This is a genomic window from Dysosmobacter sp. Marseille-Q4140 (genome assembly GCA_018228705.1).
Classification (GTDB): Bacteria; Bacillota; Clostridia; order Oscillospirales; family Oscillospiraceae; genus Oscillibacter.
The window spans coordinates 1,502,951-1,522,746 of the sequence record CP073694.1 but is presented as its reverse complement, the minus strand read 5'-3'; the positions used below and the strand labels follow the sequence as shown (position 1 = coordinate 1,522,746).

The window sequence follows — 19,796 nt, the reverse complement described above, 5'->3', positions numbered from 1 at the left end:
AAAAACGAGAAAACGGGTGAATTTCAAATGAGCTACACGAAAATCGCGGCGATTTACGCCGACAGCCAGGCCCTTTCCGGAAAGACCCTCACCGTGGGCGGCTGGGTCCGTACCATCCGGGACATGAAGACGTTCGGCTTCATCGAGCTCAACGACGGCTCCTGCTTCCGCAATCTCCAGGTGGTCATGGACGCCAACTCCCTGGAAAATTATAAAGATATCGCCGCCCAGAACGTGGGCGCGGCGCTGATCATCACCGGCACCGTGGTGCTGACCCCGGAGGCCAAGCAGCCCCTGGAGCTCAAAGCCAGCGCCATCGAAGTGGAGGGCACCTCCACCCCGGACTATCCCCTCCAGAAGAAGCGCCACAGCGTGGAGTTCCTGCGGACCATCCAGCACCTGCGGCCCCGGACGAACCTGTTCTCCGCCGCCTTCCGGGTGCGCTCCGCCACGGCCCACGCCATCCACTGCTTCTTCCAGGACCAGGGCTTCGTCTACGTCCACACGCCCATCATCACCGCCAGCGACTGCGAGGGCGCCGGTGAGATGTTCCAGGTGACCACCCTGGACCTGGAGAATGTGCCCAAGAACGCCGACGGCACCGTGGACTACACCCAGGACTTCTTCGGCAAGAAGGCCAACCTGACCGTCTCCGGCCAGCTCAACTGCGAGAACTTCGCCATGGCCTTCGGCAATGTCTATACCTTCGGCCCCACCTTCCGGGCGGAGAACTCCAACACCCAGCGCCACGCCGCCGAGTTCTGGATGATCGAGCCGGAGATGGCCTTCTGCGACCTCAAGGGCGACATGGACGTGGCCGAGGCCATGATCAAGTACGTCATCCGCTACGTGCTGGAAAAGTGCCCCGATGAGATCAACTTCTTCAACTCCTTCGTGGACAAGGGCCTGAAGGAGCGGCTGGAGCACGTGGCCTCCTCTGATTTCGCCCGGGTCAGCTACACTGAGGCGGTGGAGATCCTGGAGAAGAACAACGACAAGTTCGACTTCAAGGTCTACTGGGGCTGCGACCTGCAGACCGAGCACGAGCGGTATCTCACCGAGCAGGTGTACAAGCGCCCGGTGTTCGTCACCGACTATCCCAAGGAGATCAAGGCCTTCTATATGCGCCTTAACGACGACGGCAAGACCGTGGCCGCGGCGGACTGCCTGGTGCCCGGCATCGGCGAGCTGATCGGCGGCAGCCAGCGCGAGGAGCGGCTGGATCTGCTGGAGGCCCGTATCCAGGAACTGGGCATGGATCCCAAGGACTACTGGTGGTACTGCGACCTGCGCCGCTACGGCTCCTGCCGCCACGCGGGCTTCGGCCTGGGCTTCGAGCGGATGGTCATGTACCTCACGGGCATCAACAACATCCGGGACGTGGAACTGCATCCCCGGACCGTGGGCAACGCGGATTTCTGAGAAAAGCGAACAGACAGGGGGAGCGGCCGCCGGGCCGCTCTCCTTTTTTGCGCGTTGGCCTGCTAACATCGGCGCTCTTGCTGAAAGCCCTCCCCCTTGGGGAAGGCGGCTGGCCGCGGGCCGGACAGGGGAGGGGGCAGGGTTGCTTGAGTTTTTCACAGAATGCGTTTTCCCGGCAGGCCGGGTGGGGAGTGCAGGCTCCCTGCGAGGGATCCGCCCCCATTTTCTTTTGTCTTGACAAAAGAAAACGGCCGCGGCCGGTCAAAAGAAAACCGCCGGGACGAAAGGGCGGCCCTTATGGGCTGCCCTTTCGTAAGCGCGAAGGTCGTGCGGATCGGCCCGGTGGCGATCGTCGGCCCCGTCGACCCTGCGCCGGACCTGTCCCGCGAAGGACTGCGCCTCCGCATCCGATGGTGCGGCAGAAGATCGTGGGTGCAAGACCGGATGGGCGTATTTCTGCTCCCGCGCGTTACGCGCTGCTCCGGCGGTCGTTGAAGGGCATTCCGCAGGAACGGGTCCTGCGTCCGGCTGAGGGCGGCGGGCGGATATGGAATCCACCCCTACATCCCGCCGGGGCCGGGACCCCTCGACGGCCGCCCCGGCAGCGCGCAGCGAAGCGGACCGGGCGGAAAGAGGAGCAGACCAAATCCGACCGCGGCCCCGTCCATCTGCCCGGGGCGTTATGCGGAGAGCAGCCCCTTCACCCGCCGGGGCCGGGCACCCTCAACGGCCGCCCCGGCAGCGCGTAGCGAAGCGGAACGCGCGGGAGCAGAAATACGCCGATTCAGGTTTCCACCCCGTCCGCGCTCCGCCCCATCGAATGCGGAGGTGCAGTTCTTCGCGGGACAGGTCCGGCGCAGGGTCGACGGGGCCATCGATCTCCGCCGGACCGATTCGCGCGACCCCCGCATACACAAACAGGAGGACCGTCCGGTCCTCCTGTTTGTCAAAACGCTTTTCTCTTCCACCGGGCGCGGCGCATTCTCTTTTGCCAAGACAAAGGAGAATGGGGGGCGCATCCCCGCAGGGACCCTGTGCCTTCCGGAGGCTCCGGCCCATAACCCCGCCCCGCTCAGCGGTCCCTCTTTCCGTACTTTTTCAAAAGGTCCTCCACCGCCTCATCCAGCAGGCGGCTCTTGGGGATGCGGGTCTGATCCGCCAGGGTATTGAACCCCTCCATCAGTTCGTTTTTCAGCGATGAGGTGAACCGCGTCCGGTTGACCAGCACAGGCTCAGCCATTTTGAACGCCTCCTTTACCACAACATGGGTACTATATAGTCACCATGTTACACTATGGTAATTCTCTGAACAAGTGGTTGCACATAGTGCTATATAGTGCTATAATGCGGACGAGGTGATGAATATGAACGACGCGCTGGAACTGCTCTGCACCTGGCTGGAGACCAACCGGCGGCAGATCCAAAAAGACGACCCCCAGTGGCGGGAGTTCTCCGCCGAGGCCAACGAGCGGATGGAAGCCTTTTACCGCACCCACCGCCGCAACAAGCCCCTGGTCCACGCCGTCAACGACCTGCTGGACGCCCTCTGGTTTCAGGCGGAGCGGGAGGCCCGGCTGTCGCTGCTGCTGGGACTCCAGATGGGGGCGGCCCTGGACGGTGCGGGCCCGCTGCGGCGGGAGCCGTGAGAGAAGAGCGGGCCGCGATTGACAGGATCCCCCCAAAAAGGGTATGATACAATTAAGAACCAGTTAAAAAGGAGGCTTTCATGCTGCAGCGGGAACTGCTCTACGCCGCCATCGGCACCGGATGCACCTGCCTTGCCACGGTGCTGGGCGCCGCCATGGTGTTTTTCTTCAAAAAAGAGATGTCCGCCCTCACCCAGAGGGTCTTTCTGGGGTTCGCGGCGGGCGTGATGATCGCGGCCTCCGTGTGGTCGCTGTTGATCCCCGCCATGGAGATGGCGGAGAAGGCCGGAGGCAGCGTGTTTCTGCCGGCGGGCGGCGGATTTGTGCTGGGCGGCGTGTTTTTGATGCTGCTGGACCGCCTGCTGCCCCACCTGCACCTGGACAGTGACCGGCCGGAGGGTCTGCCTGCCCGGTGGAAGCGCACCACCATGATCGTCCTGGCGGTGACCCTCCACAACATCCCCGAGGGCATGGCCGTGGCATTGAACTTTACCGTGGCCGCGCAGGACGGCGGCGCCCTGGCGGGGGCCGTGGCCCTGGCCATCGGCATGGGGCTCCAGAACTTCCCGGAGGGCGCGGCGGTGTCCCTGCCCATGCGGTCCCAGGGCGTCCCCGTGTGGAAGGCCTTCTGGTGCGGCGCGGCCTCCGGCGTGGTGGAGCCGGTGTTTGGCTTGCTGACCGTTTTGGCGGCGGGCAGCGTCACGGGGCTCATGCCCTGGATACTGTCCTTTGCCGCCGGCGCCATGATCTACGTGGTGGTGGAGGAGCTGATCCCGGAGGCCCACCTGGGCGAGCACTCCCATGCGGGCACCGCCAGCGTCATGGCGGGCTTCCTGGTAATGATGCTGCTGGACGTGGCCCTGGGCTGAGCCCAAGGCGGAAATAGATGCTGGAACGAGCCCTCCGGGGCCCGAAAGACGGAGGAAAAGGAGGAGACAGCCATGGAACGCACACCCCATTACGACAGTTATGTGAAGATCCTGAAAGAGGAGCTGATCCCCGCCATGGGCTGCACGGAGCCCATCGCCATCGCCCTGGCGGCGGCCAGGGCCCGTCAGGCCCTGGGCGTGGAGCCGGAGGCCTGCCGGGCGGAGGTCAGCGGCAATATCGTGAAAAACGTCAAGGCTGTCACCGTGCCCAACACCGGCGGGCTCAAGGGCATCGAGGCCTCCGTGGCCGCCGGCGTGGTGGGCGGACGGCCGGAACTGGAGCTGGAGGTCCTCTCCCGGGTGACGCCGGAGGAGATCGCCGCCATGCGGGACTTTCTGGACCGGTGCCCCATTAAGGTGGCTCTGGGCGGCGAGGGCCGGATTTTCTACATCAACGTGACCGTCATCGGCGGCGGACACTCCGCCTGCTGCGAGATCATGGACTTTCACACCAACGTCACCCGGATCATGCGGGATGAGAACGTGCTGTTCCAGGGCGGCGCCGCCGGCGGAGAGGCGGAGGAGACGGACCGGTCCGTCCTCAGCGTGGAGGAGATCATCCGGTTTGCCGACTGCCTGGATGTGGAGGACGTGGCGGAGGTGCTGGAGCGGCAGATCGCCTACAACAGCGCCATCTCCGCCGAGGGCCTCAAGGGCGGCTGGGGCGCCGAGGTGGGCAAAACGCTGCGGACCGTGTACGGGGACAGCCTGCCGGTCCGGGCCCGGGCAGCGGCTGCCGCCGGGTCCGACGCCCGGATGAGCGGCTGTGAGCTGCCGGTGGTCATCACCTCCGGCAGCGGCAACCAGGGCATGACCGCCTCTCTGCCGGTGATCGAGTACGCCCGGGACAAAGGCGCCAGCCGGGAGGAGACCCTGCGGGCCCTGGCCGTGGCAGACCTCATCACCATCCACCAGAAGACCAGCATCGGGCGGCTGTCCGCCTTCTGCGGGGCGGTCAGCGCCGGCAGCGGCGCCGCCGCGGGCATCGCCTATCTGGAGGGCGGCCGGTACGAGGTCGTTGCCCACACCATTGCCAACGCCCTGGCCATCTGCTCCGGCATGGTCTGCGACGGGGCCAAGCCCTCCTGCGCCGCCAAGATCGCCTCCGCCGTGGACGCGGGGCTGACGGGATACTATATGTATCTCCACGGCGGCCACCAGTTCGTGGGCGGCGAGGGCATCATCCGCAAGGGCGTGGAGAACACCATCGGCAGCGTGGGCCGCCTGGCCCGGCAGGGGATGCGCCAGACCGACGAGGAGATCCTGGACATCATGGTGGGCCAGCAGTGAGAATCATGAATCAGAAAAAGGGTACGGCCGGAGGGCCGTACCCTTTTTATATGAAAAACACTTCAGCTCTGGTTGGGGGCATGGCGCCGCAGAACCGGCTCCATCACCAGCAGCTTCAGCAGCGCCAGCAGCGCAAAACCCAGCAGGATCCAGAAGCCGGACAGCAGCATGAAGGTCTTGGCGTACAGGAAAAACAGCGCCAGAGGTACCAGCTCGATGACCAGCATCACCATGGACCGCCACAGCTCCCCCAGTCCCAGCAAAAAGGCCTTGCGCAGCAGCGCGCCGGGCCGGCCGCCGCCAATGGCCAGCAGCGGGAACAGCCACAGCACCACAAAGGCCCACACTGCTCCGGATACCAGCAGCGGCAGAAGGGCGAAGGCGTTGTTCAGAAGGTTCTGAACGGCTGTCAGCCACGCAGCCCACAGCCACACCACGCCCAGGACCAGCGCGGGCAGCCACAGCGCCGTAGCTGTGCGCCAGCAGCGGCGGAAGGCGCGGAAAAAAGCAGTGAATGCTGTGTCAAAGCTCAGCTCCCGGCGCTCCAGCAGCACTGCGTACAGAGCGGTGGTGGCGGCGCCCGTGGTCACCACCGGCAGGCTGCACACCAGCCAGCACAAATTGCACACTGCCAGCAGGGCTACCTGGCCCACCCGGGTCATCAGGGGAGAGCTGTCGGAGACCAGGTTGGAAAACCTCTGCCACAGTCCCGGCTTTTTCATAACGACCTCCCTCTCCGGCAGACGGCCGGTTTTGCAGTTTTCCAGGATTTTCTGGAGCCAGTATAGGGGAAAACAGACAGCTTGTCAACGAAAAGGGAGGATTTGAAGGAATCAGGCAAAAGTGTAAGCGGTTACAAATAATCGGCAAAATCAATAAAGCGGATAAAAATAATTTATTCAATTTGGATAAATTTCCAATTACGCCTTGCTTTTCAATAGAAACAATGTTAAATTGGCACTAGAAGGGCAGGGGCAAGAGCCGCCGCCCGTATGTTTGCAAAGATAATTGTAACCGCTTACATTACTGGGACGGAGGACACCGTGAATCCAACCATCTATGATGTTTCCAAACTCTCCGGCGTCTCCACCGCCACCATTTCCAGGGCCTTCTCCAATCCGGAACAGGTGCGGGAATCCACCCGGCGGAAGGTGTTCGAGGCGGCCAAGGTGCTGCATTATTCCCCCAATGCCATCGCCCGGGCCATGGCCCGGCAGCGGACCGACAAGCTGGCCTTTCTGATCTGTAAGAAGGATGCCACCATTCTCGACGAGTTCTACGCCGCCATCTGCGAGGGCATCATGCGGGAGACCAACAAGTCCGACCACCAGCTGCTGATCTCCACGGCGGCCGACTGGCGCCAGACGCCCAGTACCGCCCAGCGCAAGCAGGTGGAGGGGGTTATACTGGGCGGAAATGCCCAGCCGGATCTGGTTTCAGAGTTCCAGAGCCAGCACATTGCCGTGGTTCTGGTCAACAACCGCATGACCGGCTTCGATCTGCCCTGCGTCCTCTCCGACGAGTACGGCGGAGTCCGTCAGGCCATTGAGCATCTGGTGGACCGGGGCCACCGGCACATCGGCATGATCGCCGGCCGGTTTTCTCCCTTCATCGTGGGGGCCCGGTACAACGCCTTTTTGAGCGTCACTCAGGCCCACGGCATCCGTACCGGCACCCAGGACATCCAGATGTGCGACGCCAATGTGGACGATGCCGCCCGGGCGGCGCAGGAGCTGCTGGACCGGCCGGACCGGCCCACCGCCGTGTTCGGCGTCAACGATGTGGTGGCGGCCGGGATTCTGAAGGCCGCCAGCCGTTTGAAGCTCCGGGTACCGGAGGATGTGGCCGTGGTGGGATTCGACGACTCCGCCATCTGCGGGATGCTGGAGCCGGAACTGACCTCCGTGCGGATCAACTGCCGCCGGATGGGCGAGCTGTGTGTGGAGCGGCTGCGGGCGCTGCTGGCCGGGGAGGAGTGTCCCCCCGTCACCACGGTTCCTGCGGAGCTGCATGTCCGGGGTTCTAGCTGAGAGGCAAATTTACCTGGATTTGACATAGGCTTCACAAAGCCGGGATAGCAACAGCCGGGGCGGCCCGGTATACTTGGGAGCCGGGGTTTGACGGCTCCCCGGTAAACGCAAGGAGGAAGATAGCATGAAAGCGAAGAGAAGAGCGGGATCGGTCGGGAAATTCCTGGGGTGTGCGGCACTGCTGCTGGTTGCGCTGTTCCCCATCTACTGGCTCCTGGCCATGGCCATCCGGCCCACGGATGAGATGCGGGGGCATATCTCCCTGATCCCCCAGACTCTGACGGGAGAGCACTTTGCCCAGCTGTTTTCCAGCGAAGGCTTCGGCCAGGCCATCGTCAACAGCCTGCAGACTACCTTCGGCTCCCTGGTGATCTCTCTGCTGGTGGGTATCTGCGCGGCGTACATCATTGCCCGCCGCCGGTTCCGGTTCGGCCTGAAGAAGCCGCTGACCTACTGGGTGCTGCTGGTCCGTGTGCTGCCGCCCGTGGCGTTTACCATTCCTCTGTACATCATGTTCAACAAGTTCGGCATCCTCAACACCAAGCTGCCGGTGATGCTGGCCTGCGTGCTGATCAATGTGCCGCTGATCATCTGGTTTCTCATCAGCTTCTTCCAGGACCTGCCGGAGGAGGTGGAGGAGAGCGCCAAGGTGGACGGCGCCACGGAGTGGCAGCTGTTCTGCCGGATCGTGCTGCCTCTGGTGGCTCCCGGTATCGCGGCGGTGGCCATGCTGTCGTTTATGTACGCCTGGAACGAGTACACCTATACCGTCATCTTCACCCGCAGCCCCGCAAACAACACCGTCCCCCTGGCGCTGTCCCTGCTGAATACCGAGGATAACCTCACCAACTTCGGCCTGGTGGCCGCCGGCGGCGTGGTGTCCGTGATTCCCATTACCCTGTTTGTGATCTTTGCGCAGAACTACTTGATCTCGGGTCTGTCGAGCGGTGCTGTCAAAGAGTAACAAAAATACATGCAATCTGCTTCAAAACAAAGGAACAACTGAGATTAGGAGGAAAAGAAATGAAGAAATTGTTTGCCTTGCTCCTGGCCCTGGTCATGTCCCTGTCCCTGGTCGCCTGCGGCGGCGGTGGCGACACGTCCACGGATGCCAGTGAGGACAGCGGCGACGCTGCTTCCGGCTCTCCCACCAAGATGACCCTGGTCCTGCGGTCCGGCGTTTATGCCGACGTCATCAAGGAGTGCCTGCCTGCCTTTGAGGCTGAGAACAACGTCACCTGCGAGGTGCAGGAGCTGTCTGAGGCCGACCTGTACTCCAACATCGCGCTGGATGCCATCAACGCCCAGGGCACCTATGACCTGTGCATGGTGGACGGCTCCTGGATGGCCGAGTACACCGCCAACGGTGTTCTGGCCAACCTCAGCGAGCTGGGCTATGAGCTGGACGATGACATCATTGAGGCCACCACTTCCATCTGCTATGTGGACGGCGACGTGTATCTGGCTCCCTACTACGGCAACGTGACCGTTCTGATGTTCAACAAGGCCAACGTGGAGGCCGCCGGTTACAGCGCCGATACCATTGCCTCTCTGGACGATGTGCTGAAGATCTGCCAGCAGGCCAAGGCCGACGGCAAGAAGGGCTTCATCTATCGCGGCGACGGCCAGAACAACCTGGTGGTCGACTTCCTGCCTATCCTGCTGTCCTTCGGCGGCTGGGTCATCGATGAGAACAACCAGCCCACCGTCAACACCGACGAGTTCAAGGCTGCCATGAACTACTATCTGGAGCTGATCGCCACCGGCGACGCCGAGGTGAAGGATGACCTGATCGCCTCCATCGACACCGGCGCCGGCACCATGGGCATCGGCTGGCCCGGCTGGTACACCCCCACTGCTGACTCCACCGGCGACTATATCGCTCTGTCCGGCGCCGCTTCTGAGGGCGCTGAGGCCTATAACTCCAACGTCTACGGCATCTGGACCATCGGCGTGCCTGCCAACAGCCAGAACAAGGAGCTGGCTGTGAAGCTGCTGAGCTACCTGATGGATCCCGAGGTTCAGAAGTCCACCGTGCCCTCCGGCGGCGTGCCCTGCCGGTATTCCAGCCTGCAGGACGAGGAAGTCCTGGCCACCTATCCTCAGTATGAGGTTGTCTGCCAGGCTCTGGAGAGCGGCGTGTACCGCCCCGTCATCGCTGAGTGGACCCAGTTCTATACCATCCTGGGCACCGAGATGGACAACATCATCAACGGCATGAAGACCGTGGACCAGGGCCTGGCCGACGCGCAGGCCAACCTGGAGGAGCTGATGGCCGGCTGAGCGCCGCATCTTTGCTCCTGACCTGATCGAAACAGCGGCCGGGGCGCTCTGCGCCCCGGCCGGACCCCAGCCGGTGCCGTCCCGGTACCGCAACCTCCCGGAATGTGAGGTCATCGCAGTATGAAAAAACAACAGATCGAAAAAATCCATAGCGCACAGTCCCTGACCAAGCGGTTCGGCATCGGGATGCTGACGCCCACGCTGGTGGTGCTGCTGATCATGACGGCCTACCCCCTGGTGTTCACGCTGGTATATAGCTTTACTGACTATAACCTGCTGCGGGCGCTGAAGAATCCGGCGACGTTCATTGCCTTGAAGAACTACACGGACCTGCTCAAGGACGAGTACTTCCAGCAGGCTATCTGGAACACCGTGAAGTTCACCATTCTGGCGGTGATCTTCGAGATGCTCATCGGCTTTCTCATGGCGCTGCTGGTCAACAGCCTGCGCCGGGGCCAGAAGGCCATGCGGACGCTGCTGCTGCTGCCCTACCTGCTGCCCACCGTCACCGTGGCCATGAGCTGGCGGATGATGCTCTCTCCCAACTACGGCATCGTCAATCAGGTGCTCACGGCTCTGAACCTGCCGGTGTACAACTGGTTCTCCGACGTCAAGACCGCTTTCGGCATGCTGGTGGTGATCGACGTGTGGCAGAGCGCCCCCTTCGTCTTTTTGCTGCTGTACGCCGCTTTGCAGTCCGTGCCCGCCAGCCAGTATGAGGCGGCCCGGATCGACGGCGCCAGCTCCATCAAGACGCTGTTCTACGTCACCATCCCCAATATCAAGAACTCCCTGGCCCTGTGCGCCCTGCTGCGCACCATCGACAGCTTCCGTCTGTTTGACAAGGTGAACCTGCTGACCGGCGGCGGCCCCGCCAACAGCACGGCCACCATCACCCAGTACCTGTACAACTACGGGATCAAGTCGCTGGACTTCGGCTTCGGCAGCGCCGGCGCCATCGTCATGACGGTCCTGGTGCTGATCCTGTCCAGTTTCTACATCAAGCGGGCCCTTGGGTGAGCCTATGGAACAGATGAGACTGACGTTCGTCAACGTGGGCTACGGCGAGGCTATGGTGCTGGAGTGCCCGGACCCTTCCCGGCAGAACGGCGTGTTTGTCATGGTGATCGACGGAGGCGGCAACGACCCCGCGGAATTTGCGGACTGCGCCTCCGGCCGCGTGCCCATGGCGGAGTATCTCAGCGGCCGGGGCCTGGACCACATTGATGTAATGGTCTGCACCCACATCCACGAGGATCATCTCAGCGGCCTTTTGCCCCTGCTGGAGCATTGGACGCCCGGTGAACTGTGGCAGACGCTGCCGGCGGACTTTTTCCGGCGGATGCGCCCCCTGGAGATCCCGGACGACGCCAATCTCTCCCGGCGGAAGTTCCTCCAGGCCCTGAACGATTACCAGACCCTGTGCGCCCTGGTGGAAACGCGGGGCGGCGTGATCCGCGCGGTGACCGCGCCCCTTGACGGGGTCCTGTGCAGCGGTTTGTCGGGCCAGGTGCTGGCGCCTTCCGCCTCTCAGGCAGAGGAGCTGGCGGTGCTGCTGGACGGAGTCTATGCTGCGGAGGATGCGGAGTTCTGGTCCCGTCTGGACCGCCTGGACGCCCGCATGAACAACTTCAGCCTGGTGCTGCGGCTGGACTTTCGCGGCACCTGTGTGCTGCTGCCGGGCGACACCAACTGCCTGGGTTACGGCGATATCCCGGCAGAGGCCCTGCAGGCGGACCTTTTCAAGGTGGGGCATCACGGCCAGCGGGACGGTGTCAGCGCCCAGCAGCTGCGCGCCATCGCCCCCAGGGCGGTGGTGTGCTGCGCCTCCAGCGACCGGCGGTACAACAGCGCCGATCCCGGCGTGCTGACCATGGCGGCGGAGGGCGGCGCCCGGCTGTACTTCTCCGACTGCCCCCCGGTCCCCGGCGCGGCGGAGCCTCTGCCTCCCCATCATGCTCTGGAGTTTACCATCGGCCCCGGCGGCGTGGTGGAAGGACGGTATCTTCCCCTTTGACCGATCCTGCAAGCCCCGGCCCCTTCTGGGGCCGGAGCTTGTTGCTTTCCCCTGGGGGATACAGAGGTTTGGTAAACGTTTTCAAAAAATGGAAAAAGATGGATTATACTTCAAAAACCGCTTGAAAAAAGCGGATTTTTTGGAAAACTTGCCTGTTAAAGACCGGAAAGCCATTGACTTCTCTCCCCTGGCATGATACAAAATAGGAAACGATCAGGAGACGGCAAAGAAAGTTTTTTTGCGAAATCAAGTGGAAATTTTCCGAAAGGAACCATCTTTTTTGCTTCGCAAGCGTTTTCAAAGACCGCCTCCAAAAATTCTCGGAAAAGGGAAGGAGGGGGCGGGATGATCGCCCAACTGGATTGGCTGCGGGAAATGAGTACCGTTTCCGTCCTGCTGCGGCTGCTGCTGGCGATGCTGTTCGGCGGACTGATTGGCTTGGAGCGGGTGCGCAAGCGCCGGCCTGCCGGCTTCCGCACCTATATGCTGGTATGCATGGGCGCGGCGCTGACGGTGATCCTCAGTCAGTATGAATTTTATATGGTGACTCACGAGTGGACGGAGCTGGCGGCAGAGATCGGCCTGCGGACCGACGTCAGCCGTTTCGGCGCCCAGGTCATCAACGGCATCGGCTTCCTGGGCGCGGGCACGATTATTGTCACCGGCAAGCAGGAGGTCAAGGGCCTGACCACGGCGGCGGGCCTGTGGGCGTCGGCCTGCATGGGCCTTGCCATCGGCGCGGGCTTCTACGAGTGCGTGGCGCTGTGCTTCGCTCTGATCTTCCTGGTCATTCGCCTGCTGCCCTTCATTGAGACCGCCATCATCGAAAATGCCCGGAACATGAACATCTACGTGGAGTTTCAATCCCTGGACGATGTGGGCGAGATCATCAACCGCATCAAGTCCCAGGACGTCCAGATCTACGAGGTGGAGATCGAGCGGGGCCGCGAGGAGCGGTCCCGGAACCCCAGCGCCATCTTCTTCATCCGAATGAACCAGAAACAGGCCCATACGCGCGTGCTGGCGGCCATTTCGGAGCTGGAGAGCGTCTACGCCATCGACGAGATCTGAGAGGGGAGGAAACGAGATGTTATCCATTTTTGACGGCTTGCGGGATGTGACGATGGCCTCCATCTGCCTGCGGATGGTCCTGGCGGTCGTCTGCGGCGGCATCATCGGCCTGGAGCGGGAGTACAAGCGCCGGCCCGCCGGTTTCCGCACCCACATTCTGATCTGTCTGGGTGCGGCCATGACCACGCTGACCAGCCAGTACCTGTATCTGTACATGCACTACTACACCGATATGGCCCGGCTGGGCGCCCAGGTGGTGGCCGGCATCGGCTTCATCGGCGCAGGCTGCATCATCGTCACCCGGCGCCGCCGGGTGAAGGGCCTGACCACGGCGGCGGGCCTCTGGGCCGCGGCGGTGATCGGTCTGTGCCTGGGCGGCGGCTTTTTCGAGGGCGGCATCTTCGCCACGCTGCTGATCCTGGCCGCGGAGATGTTTTTCTCCAAGCTGGAATACCGGGTGCTGGACAACGCCCCGGAGGTCAATCTGTACATGGAGTACACCAATAAGGACTGTCTGGAAAACGTGCTGAAGCTGTTCCGGGAGCTGAATCTGAAGGTTTTGAACATGGAGATCACCCGCTCCACCGAGACGGAAAAGCACAACGCCTGTGCCCTGTTCACGCTGCAGCTGAACAAGAAGTGCGGTGTGGAGCGGGTGCTGGCGGGGGTACACGCCACCCAGGGCGTGATCTCCGTGGAAGAGCTTTGATACAACGAAAGGAGAATACATATGGCAAAGGCCTATGACGTGCTGGTCATCGGACCGGTATCCCTGGACCACAACATCGACTATCAGGGCAACGAGCGCAAGGAGGTGGGCGGCGCCGTGGTGGCCTCCGGCTTCGCGGCGGCCAAGTCCGGCAACCGTACCGCCGTGTTCACCAAGCTGAACCCCGCCGACGCCAATGTGGAGGAGCGCTTTGCCGGCTCCGGCGCCGACGTGTACTGGAAGCCCTCTGCCGCCACCTGCTCCATCCGCAACCAGTACTTCACCGCCGACAAGGAGAAGCGGGCGTGCACCTCCATGGGCGTGTGCGATCCCTTCCGGTTCGACGAGCTGCCGGAGGTGGAGACCAAGATCTACCACTTCGCTGGTCTGGTCTACGGAGACTTTGACGGCGCCCTCTTCGCCGAGGCTGCCAAGCACGGCAAGGTGGCCGTGGACGTCCAGTGCCTGCTGCGCCATGTGGAGGCCGACAAGACCATGGCCTTCCACGACTGGGCGGAGAAGAAGGAGTACCTCCCCTGCATCGACTATCTCAAGACCGACGCCGCCGAGGCGGAGATCCTGACGGGCCTGACCGACCGGGCCGAGGCCGCGAAGCTGCTGTACAGCTGGGGCGCCAAGGAGGTCCTCATCACCCACAACACCGAGGTCCTGGCCTACGACGGCAAGGAGATCTACACCTGCCCCATCAAGGCCCGGAACCTCTCCGGCCGCACCGGCCGGGGTGACACCACCTTCGCCGGCTACATCACCGAGCGCCAGCGCGCGGACATCAAGGACGCCCTTCAGTACTGCACCGCCCTGGTTTCTTTGAAGATGGAGACCCCGGGCCCCTTCCAGGGCACCCGGGAGGATGTGCTGGCCTACATCAAGGAGTTCTATTGACCGGACATAGTCCCCGCCCGGCGGATGCCGGACGGGGACTGCGCAAAAGCCCTGTTGACTTCTGCGTTGTAAAGTGCTATATATTACTACATAATTTCATAACGGCAAGGGAAGTTTTTAGGAAAACGGCGCACAGCCTGCCGAAGGAGTAACACTCTCAGGCGCCCGGGACCGGGCGGGGACTAAAAACGGATGTCGCTCTGGAGAAGCTCAGCAACGAGTACCGAAGGTGCAAGGCGGAGAAATCCGCTGAATCTCTCAGGTAAAAGGACAGAGTGGGAACGCACGGCACCGTCCGCGGTGCCGCGGCTGTTCGTCGCTGTTGGGCTGGATACCGCCGCTGGCGGTCTCCGGCTCTTTTTTGCGTCGTCTTGCCGGGAAAAGAGAGGGAGAAACATGCTGCTCAACATCGTAAACACCGTCAATACGTACCTGTCGGACTACATCTTGGTGATTTTGCTGATCGCCGTGGGACTGTGGTTCTCCGTCAAGACCCGCTTCGTCCAGGTCCGCTGCTTCGGCGAGGGCATGCGGAAGGTCTTTGGAAACCTGTCCCTGCGGGGCGGCCGGCAGGAGAGCGGTATGAGCTCCTTCCAGGCTCTGGCCACCGCTATCGCCGCTCAGGTGGGCACCGGCAATATCGTGGGCGCCTCCGGCGCCATTCTGGCCGGCGGCCCCGGCGCCATCTTCTGGATGTGGATCATCGCCTTCTTCGGCATGGCCACCATCTACTCTGAGGCCGTGCTGGCCCAGCAGACCCGGAAGAAGGACGCCGACGGCAACATCCAGGGCGGTCCCGTTTACTACATCACCACCGCCTTCACCGGCGGCTTCGGCAAGTTCCTGGCGGGCTTCTTCGCCATCGCCATCATCCTGGCCCTGGGCTTCTTCGGCTGCATGGTCCAGTCCAACTCCATCGGCTCCACCTTCAACACCGCCTTTGGTGTCCCCACCTGGCTGGTGGGCGTGATCCTGGTGATCATCTGCGCCGTGATCTTCCTGGGCGGCGTGCAGCGCCTGGCCTCCGTCACGGAGAAGCTGGTGCCCATCATGGCGGCCATCTTCCTGCTGGGCGGCCTGGTGGTGCTGGTCATGCGGATCACCTATATCCCCGCCACCTTCGCCATGATCTTTAAATACGCTTTCGCCCCCAACGCCATCATCGGCGGCGGTATCGGATCCGCGTTGAAAATCGCCATCAGCCAGGGTGCCAAGCGCGGCCTGTTCTCCAATGAGGCCGGCATGGGCTCCACGCCTCACGCCCATGCCCAGGCCAACGTGGCCAAGCCCCACGATCAGGGCGTGGTGGCCATGGTGGGCGTGTTCATCGACACCTTCGTGGTGCTGACCCTCAACGCCCTGGTCATCATCTCCACCATGTACACCGCCGACGGTCCCCTCAGCGCCGGGTATACCGACGCCGTGGCCGCCACCATCAACAACACCAACCTGGCCCAGAATGCCTTCGGCTCCGTATTCGGCTCCAACGCCGGCGCCATGTTCGTGGCCGTGTGCCTGTTCTTCTTCGCCTTCTCCACCATCCTGGGCTGGAACCTCTTCGGCAAGATCAACATGATCTACCTCTTCGGCCGCAAGTCCGTGGTGGTCTATATGCTGGTGGCCCTGGTGTTCATCTTCCTGGGCACCGTCACCTCCAGCGACCTGGTGTGGGGCCTGACCGATATGTTCAACCAGCTGATGGTCATTCCCAACGCCATCGCCCTGTTTGCCCTGACCTCCATGGTGGTCAAGGCCGTGAAGCAGGGAGACGAGGCAAAGAAATAACTGCCGCTTCGCAGGCGCCGCCGGCCTATCTGACCGGCGGCGCTGCTGTTTCCTCCGGTGTCTCCCGGACCGGGAGCGCAGGCCCTCCGGCCCCGTAGGGCAGCGTGAACACCGGGATGCCGGAGGCGGCAGGAGCCAGGGCGTACATGGGGTAGAAAAAGGCCAGACCGTCGCCGGTCAGATAGAAGTTCTCCGGGTTGAACCGCCGCCGCAGAGACCGCCGCCAGTCCTCGTTCCACCGGGCGGCTCCGGCGGCTTCCCGGCGGCGGATCTCCGCCTCCGCGGCGGCCAGCAGCGCCTTTTTCCAGCCGCAGCGCCTGGGGAAAAAGGCCGCCAGCGGCACCGGATAGCCGCTGGCCAGATCCCAGGTGTCGCCCCGGCGGGTCAGCAGGGTCCGGCCGTCGGCCCCCCGCTCCCGGGACTGGGTGTAAAGGCTCCAGAGCCCGCCTTCGTTGTAGGTGACCTGGTACGACAGCTCCGCCCGAAGCTGCGGCAGAGGCGCGCTGGCGGTCAGGGCGGCGCGGTATTCCGCCTCCGCCTCCGGCAGAAGCCACCGTTGGCAATACCGCAGGAAAGCACGGCTCTGCAGCTGGTAGTACCGTCGGATGCGGCGGGCGGCGGCGCCGGACGCGCCCTCCGCCGGAGTGGGCAGGGAGACGGAGGCGGTCAGGACCGGGATCTCCTCCACGGTCCAGGTCCGCTCCGCCGCCAGTGGCTCCGTGGACAGTTGGGTCAAAATTGTGGGCATGGGCCGCCGCTCCTTCCTGACGTGAAACTTTGCTCCAGCCTATGCCGGCGGTGCCAAAGGGGTGACGGCCCGCGCTTTAAAGTGTGAAAAATTTCCCTGTCAGCCCCCTTTACTTTCACGCAGTAGAATGTTAAAATACTTGAAGGCGGACAGCCGCCCAGATTGCTGGAACGATCCCAGAAAGGGTGTGCCATATGGTTAAGATCGGCAAAAAGGAAAAAAGCGATCAGCTGTACAAAGCCATCCTGCAGCTGAAGGACGAACAGGAGTGCTACGAGTTCTTCCAGGATTTGTGTACAGTGTCGGAACTGCGGGCCATGGAGCAGCGGTTCGAGGTGGCTTCACTGCTGTACGACGGCATGATCTATAACGATATCCTGGAGCGCACCGGCGCCTCCAGCGCCACCATCAGCCGGGTGAACCGGTCCCTCAGTTACGGCACCGGCGCCTATGCCAAGCTGTTTGAGCGATGCAAGAAGAAGTGAGCCGGTATCAGGCCCTGGCCGCCAGCTACGATGAGCTGACAGTGGATGTGGGGTATCTGCGCCGGGCAGACTATCTGGAGCGGCAGTTCCGAAAGAGCCCCATTCCGGTGCGGACGGTGCTGGATCTGGCCTGCGGCACCGGCACCATGGCCTGCCTTCTGGCCCAGAGGGGCTATGAGGTGACAGCCACCGACGCCTCGGAGGAGATGCTGACCCAGGCTATGACTAAGGCGGCGGCTCTGACGGAGCGGCCGCCGTTGTTCCTGCACCAGACCATGCCCCGTCTGCGGCTTCTGGAGCCGGTGGACGCGGCAATCTGCACCCTGGATGCGGTCAACTACCTGACCCGGCCCGCGGATCTCCAGGAGACCTTCCGGCGGGTGTTCCGGTGGCTCAGGCCCGGCGGATGGTTTCTCTTCGACGTGAACACCCCCTGGAAGCTCCGGCGGATGGACCGGCAGATCTACATGGACGAGACGGAGGAGAGCTTGTGCGTCTGGCGCACCTTCTTCTCCGAGAAGCGGCAGACCTGCACCTATCAGGTGGACTTGTTCCGCCAGCGGGCCGACGGCGCCTGGGACCGCTCCTTTGAGGAGCACCGGGAGCGGGCCTGGACGGAGGAGGAGCTGCGGCAGGCCCTGGCGGAGGCAGGCTTCACGAACGTGAAGCTGACGGGCGACCTGACCAGCCGCCCGCCCAAGCCCACGGAGGACCGCTGGATCATCACGGCCCAGCGGCCGGCAGAATGAAATTGAGAAAGGCGAGAATATGAGCGATCAACTGGTACGCGCCATCTCCAGAGACGGCGCGGTAAAAGCGGTGGCGGTGTCCACCCGGGGATTGACGGAGCGGGCCCGGCAGATCCACAAGACGCTGCCGGTGGCCACGGCGGCCCTGGGACGGACCCTGGCGGCGGCGTCCATGATGGGCAACGCCCTGAAGGGGGACGGCGCCAGCGTCACCCTTCAGATCAAGGGCGGCGGCCCCCTGGGCACGCTGCTGGCGGTGTCCGACAACGAGGGCAACGTCCGGGGCACTGTGGACAACCCGGCGGTGGACCTGCCCCTGCGGCCCGACGGAAAGCTGGACGTGGGCGCCGCCGTGGGCTGCGACGGCACTCTGACGGTGATCCGGGACCTGAACATGAAGGAGCCCTATGTGGGCAGCGTGGGCCTGCTGGGCGGCGAGATCGCCGAGGATCTGGCGGCCTACTTCGTGGAGTCCGAGCAGATTCCCACGGCCTGCGGCCTGGGGGTCCTGGTGGACCGGGACCAGAGCGTGCTGGCGGCGGGCGGCTATCTCATCCAGCTGCTGCCCGGGGCCAGCGAGGACACCATCTCCAAGGTGGAGGGCGGCATCCTGGCGGCCGGGTCCGTGACGGGCCTCCTGCAGGAGAATGACGACCCCGAGGCCCTTTTGTACCGGGTGCTGTCGGACTTCGACCTGGAGATTCTGGAGCGCAGCGACGTCGAGTACCGCTGCTACTGCAGCCGGGAGCGGATGGAGCGGGCCCTGCTCAGCATCGGCCGGGAGGAGCTGCGGGCCCTGATCGACGAGAAGGGCGAGGCGGAGCTGACCTGCCGCTTCTGCGACAACGTCCAGCACTTCAATCGGCAGGACCTGGAGGCCATGCTGGCGTCTCTGGAGAAAAAAGAAGAAAAAATTTGATTTTATAGTTGACAGACGCGGGTCCTTTGAGTATAATAACTTTTGCCGTCTGACGAGTGCGGCGATCTGGGAGCATAGCTCAGCTGGTTAGAGCATCTGCCTTACAAGCAGGGGGTCACTGGTTCGAGTCCAGTTGTTCCCACCATTTTGAAGAAATTCAAAATGGAAGAGTTGTTATATATGGCCCGGTAGTTCAGTTGGTTAGAACGCTAGCCTGTCACGCTAGAGGTCGACGGTTCGAGCCCGTTCCGGGTCGCCATCTCCCACGGGATGGTCACCATCCCGTGGGTCCCCTTGGGGTTGAAATTCCCCGGACCGCGCCTTCGGGCGCGGGAAAGACTTGCCCAGATAGCTCAGTTGGTAGAGCAGTGGACTGAAAATCCACGTGTCGCTGGTTCGATTCCGGCTCTGGGCACCACCTGCGGGCATAGCTCATCTGGTAGAGCGCCACCTTGCCAAGGTGGAGGTAGCGAGTTCGAGCCTCGTTGCCCGCTCCAGTTCAATGCCCACACTGAAAAACGGTGTGGGCATTGAAATCTCAAAAATAAGTGTGGACTTTTTCGGAAAGACCGCATATAATAATAGCAGTGATGGTGACATAGCCAAGTGGTAAGGCAAGGGTCTGCAAAACCCTGATTCCCCGGTTCAAATCCGGGTGTCACCTCCAAAAAGAAACACCAGCCAACAGGCTGGTGTTTCTTTTTGGATACCTGGAGATTTTAAAATGCTCGGCGGAAATGAATTCCGCCTGCGCCGAGGTTTTTGCCTGCGGCAAAACGCTCGGACGGCGCAAACGCGCCGTCCCACTGT

At 62.8% G+C, this 19,796-nt stretch carries 19 protein-coding genes, 5 tRNA genes and 1 riboswitch; of the genes, 21 read left to right on the top strand and 3 right to left on the bottom strand.

Going from position 1 to position 19,796, the window contains the following annotated elements:
• The first annotated feature begins 27 nt into the window (after nt 1–27).
• Nucleotides 28–1,422 carry an asparagine--tRNA ligase gene (asnS, locus tag KFE19_07755; GenBank protein QUO39360.1) on the top strand — a complete coding sequence of 465 codons (1,395 nt, stop codon included), beginning with the start codon at nt 28–30 and terminating at the stop codon, nt 1,420–1,422.
• A gap of 1,072 nt (nt 1,423–2,494) precedes the next feature.
• Here asnS and KFE19_07750 read toward each other — a convergent pair.
• Nucleotides 2,495–2,662, bottom strand: coding sequence for a ribbon-helix-helix domain-containing protein (locus KFE19_07750; protein ID QUO39359.1), 168 nt, complete (start codon nt 2,660–2,662; stop codon nt 2,495–2,497).
• Nucleotides 2,663–2,786: 124 nt separating this feature from the next.
• Between KFE19_07750 and KFE19_07745 the strand changes: the two genes are divergently transcribed.
• From KFE19_07745 to KFE19_07735, 3 genes are all read left to right on the top strand, one after another.
• Entirely contained in the window at nt 2,787–3,068 is a 282-nt protein-coding gene (locus tag KFE19_07745) for a hypothetical protein (protein ID QUO39358.1), read from the top strand.
• A gap of 80 nt (nt 3,069–3,148) precedes the next feature.
• Nucleotides 3,149–3,937, top strand: a complete 789-nt coding sequence (locus tag KFE19_07740; protein ID QUO39357.1) for a ZIP family metal transporter — start codon at nt 3,149–3,151, stop codon at nt 3,935–3,937.
• Nucleotides 3,938–4,009: 72 nt separating this feature from the next.
• Complete coding sequence (locus KFE19_07735; protein QUO39356.1) at nt 4,010–5,287, top strand: serine dehydratase subunit alpha family protein; 1,278 nt, start codon at nt 4,010–4,012, stop codon at nt 5,285–5,287.
• 62 nt (nt 5,288–5,349) lie between these two features.
• On the opposite strand, the gene KFE19_07730 is transcribed toward KFE19_07735, so the two are convergent.
• A complete protein-coding gene (locus KFE19_07730; protein QUO39355.1) occupies nt 5,350–6,009 on the bottom strand; it encodes a YesL family protein in 660 nt (219 codons plus the stop codon).
• 321 nt (nt 6,010–6,330) lie between these two features.
• Between KFE19_07730 and KFE19_07725 the strand changes: the two genes are divergently transcribed.
• The 9 genes from KFE19_07725 to KFE19_07685 all read left to right on the top strand — a co-directional run bounded on the left by KFE19_07725 (nt 6,331) and on the right by KFE19_07685 (nt 16,085).
• Nucleotides 6,331–7,317: a LacI family DNA-binding transcriptional regulator gene (locus KFE19_07725; protein QUO39354.1), complete on the top strand. Its 987-nt coding sequence runs from the start codon at nt 6,331–6,333 to the stop codon at nt 7,315–7,317.
• A 124-nt stretch (nt 7,318–7,441) separates the two neighbouring features.
• Nucleotides 7,442–8,281 carry a carbohydrate ABC transporter permease gene (locus tag KFE19_07720; protein QUO39353.1) on the top strand — a complete coding sequence of 280 codons (840 nt, stop codon included), beginning with the start codon at nt 7,442–7,444 and terminating at the stop codon, nt 8,279–8,281.
• 59 nt (nt 8,282–8,340) lie between these two features.
• Nucleotides 8,341–9,600, top strand: coding sequence for an extracellular solute-binding protein (locus KFE19_07715; GenBank protein QUO39352.1), 1,260 nt, complete (start codon nt 8,341–8,343; stop codon nt 9,598–9,600).
• 120 nt (nt 9,601–9,720) lie between these two features.
• The gene (locus tag KFE19_07710; GenBank protein QUO39351.1) at nt 9,721–10,620 is read left to right on the top strand and encodes a sugar ABC transporter permease; all 900 of its coding nucleotides are present in this window, start codon (nt 9,721–9,723) and stop codon (nt 10,618–10,620) included.
• Between the two features lie 4 nt (nt 10,621–10,624).
• On the top strand, nt 10,625–11,617 hold the full coding sequence (locus KFE19_07705; protein QUO39350.1) for an MBL fold metallo-hydrolase: 993 nt from the start codon (nt 10,625–10,627) through the stop codon (nt 11,615–11,617).
• Nucleotides 11,618–11,962: 345 nt separating this feature from the next.
• Complete coding sequence (locus tag KFE19_07700; protein QUO39349.1) at nt 11,963–12,688, top strand: MgtC/SapB family protein; 726 nt, start codon at nt 11,963–11,965, stop codon at nt 12,686–12,688.
• A gap of 16 nt (nt 12,689–12,704) precedes the next feature.
• Entirely contained in the window at nt 12,705–13,397 is a 693-nt protein-coding gene (locus tag KFE19_07695) for an MgtC/SapB family protein (GenBank protein ID QUO39348.1), read from the top strand.
• 21 nt (nt 13,398–13,418) lie between these two features.
• Nucleotides 13,419–14,300 carry a ribokinase gene (locus tag KFE19_07690; GenBank protein ID QUO39347.1) on the top strand — a complete coding sequence of 294 codons (882 nt, stop codon included), beginning with the start codon at nt 13,419–13,421 and terminating at the stop codon, nt 14,298–14,300.
• A 190-nt stretch (nt 14,301–14,490) separates the two neighbouring features.
• A riboswitch (glycine riboswitch) is annotated at nt 14,491–14,584 on the top strand.
• 115 nt (nt 14,585–14,699) lie between these two features.
• Nucleotides 14,700–16,085: a sodium:alanine symporter family protein gene (locus KFE19_07685; GenBank protein ID QUO39564.1), complete on the top strand. Its 1,386-nt coding sequence runs from the start codon at nt 14,700–14,702 to the stop codon at nt 16,083–16,085.
• Nucleotides 16,086–16,110: 25 nt separating this feature from the next.
• Here KFE19_07685 and KFE19_07680 read toward each other — a convergent pair whose 3' ends face one another.
• Nucleotides 16,111–16,833, bottom strand: coding sequence for a DUF3298 domain-containing protein (locus KFE19_07680; GenBank protein QUO39346.1), 723 nt, complete (start codon nt 16,831–16,833; stop codon nt 16,111–16,113).
• A gap of 194 nt (nt 16,834–17,027) precedes the next feature.
• Here KFE19_07680 and KFE19_07675 point away from each other — a divergent pair, with 194 nt between their 5' ends.
• From KFE19_07675 to KFE19_07640, 8 genes are all read left to right on the top strand, one after another.
• The gene (locus KFE19_07675) at nt 17,028–17,318 is read left to right on the top strand and encodes a TrpR-like protein (GenBank protein ID QUO39345.1); all 291 of its coding nucleotides are present in this window, start codon (nt 17,028–17,030) and stop codon (nt 17,316–17,318) included.
• Nucleotides 17,315–18,067, top strand: a complete 753-nt coding sequence (locus KFE19_07670) for a class I SAM-dependent methyltransferase (GenBank protein QUO39563.1) — start codon at nt 17,315–17,317, stop codon at nt 18,065–18,067. Before KFE19_07675 ends, KFE19_07670 begins: the two co-directional genes overlap by 4 nt.
• 19 nt (nt 18,068–18,086) lie before the next feature.
• Nucleotides 18,087–18,986, top strand: coding sequence for an Hsp33 family molecular chaperone HslO (gene hslO, locus KFE19_07665; protein ID QUO39344.1), 900 nt, complete (start codon nt 18,087–18,089; stop codon nt 18,984–18,986).
• Nucleotides 18,987–19,054: 68 nt separating this feature from the next.
• Nucleotides 19,055–19,131, top strand: a tRNA-Val gene (locus KFE19_07660).
• A 37-nt stretch (nt 19,132–19,168) separates the two neighbouring features.
• Nucleotides 19,169–19,245: transfer RNA gene (locus tag KFE19_07655), tRNA-Asp, on the top strand.
• Between the two features lie 83 nt (nt 19,246–19,328).
• Nucleotides 19,329–19,404: transfer RNA gene (locus KFE19_07650), tRNA-Phe, on the top strand.
• 3 nt (nt 19,405–19,407) lie between these two features.
• Nucleotides 19,408–19,483 (top strand) — tRNA-Gly (locus KFE19_07645).
• 95 nt (nt 19,484–19,578) lie between these two features.
• Nucleotides 19,579–19,653, top strand: a tRNA-Cys gene (locus KFE19_07640).
• Nucleotides 19,654–19,796: the final 143 nt, after the last annotated feature.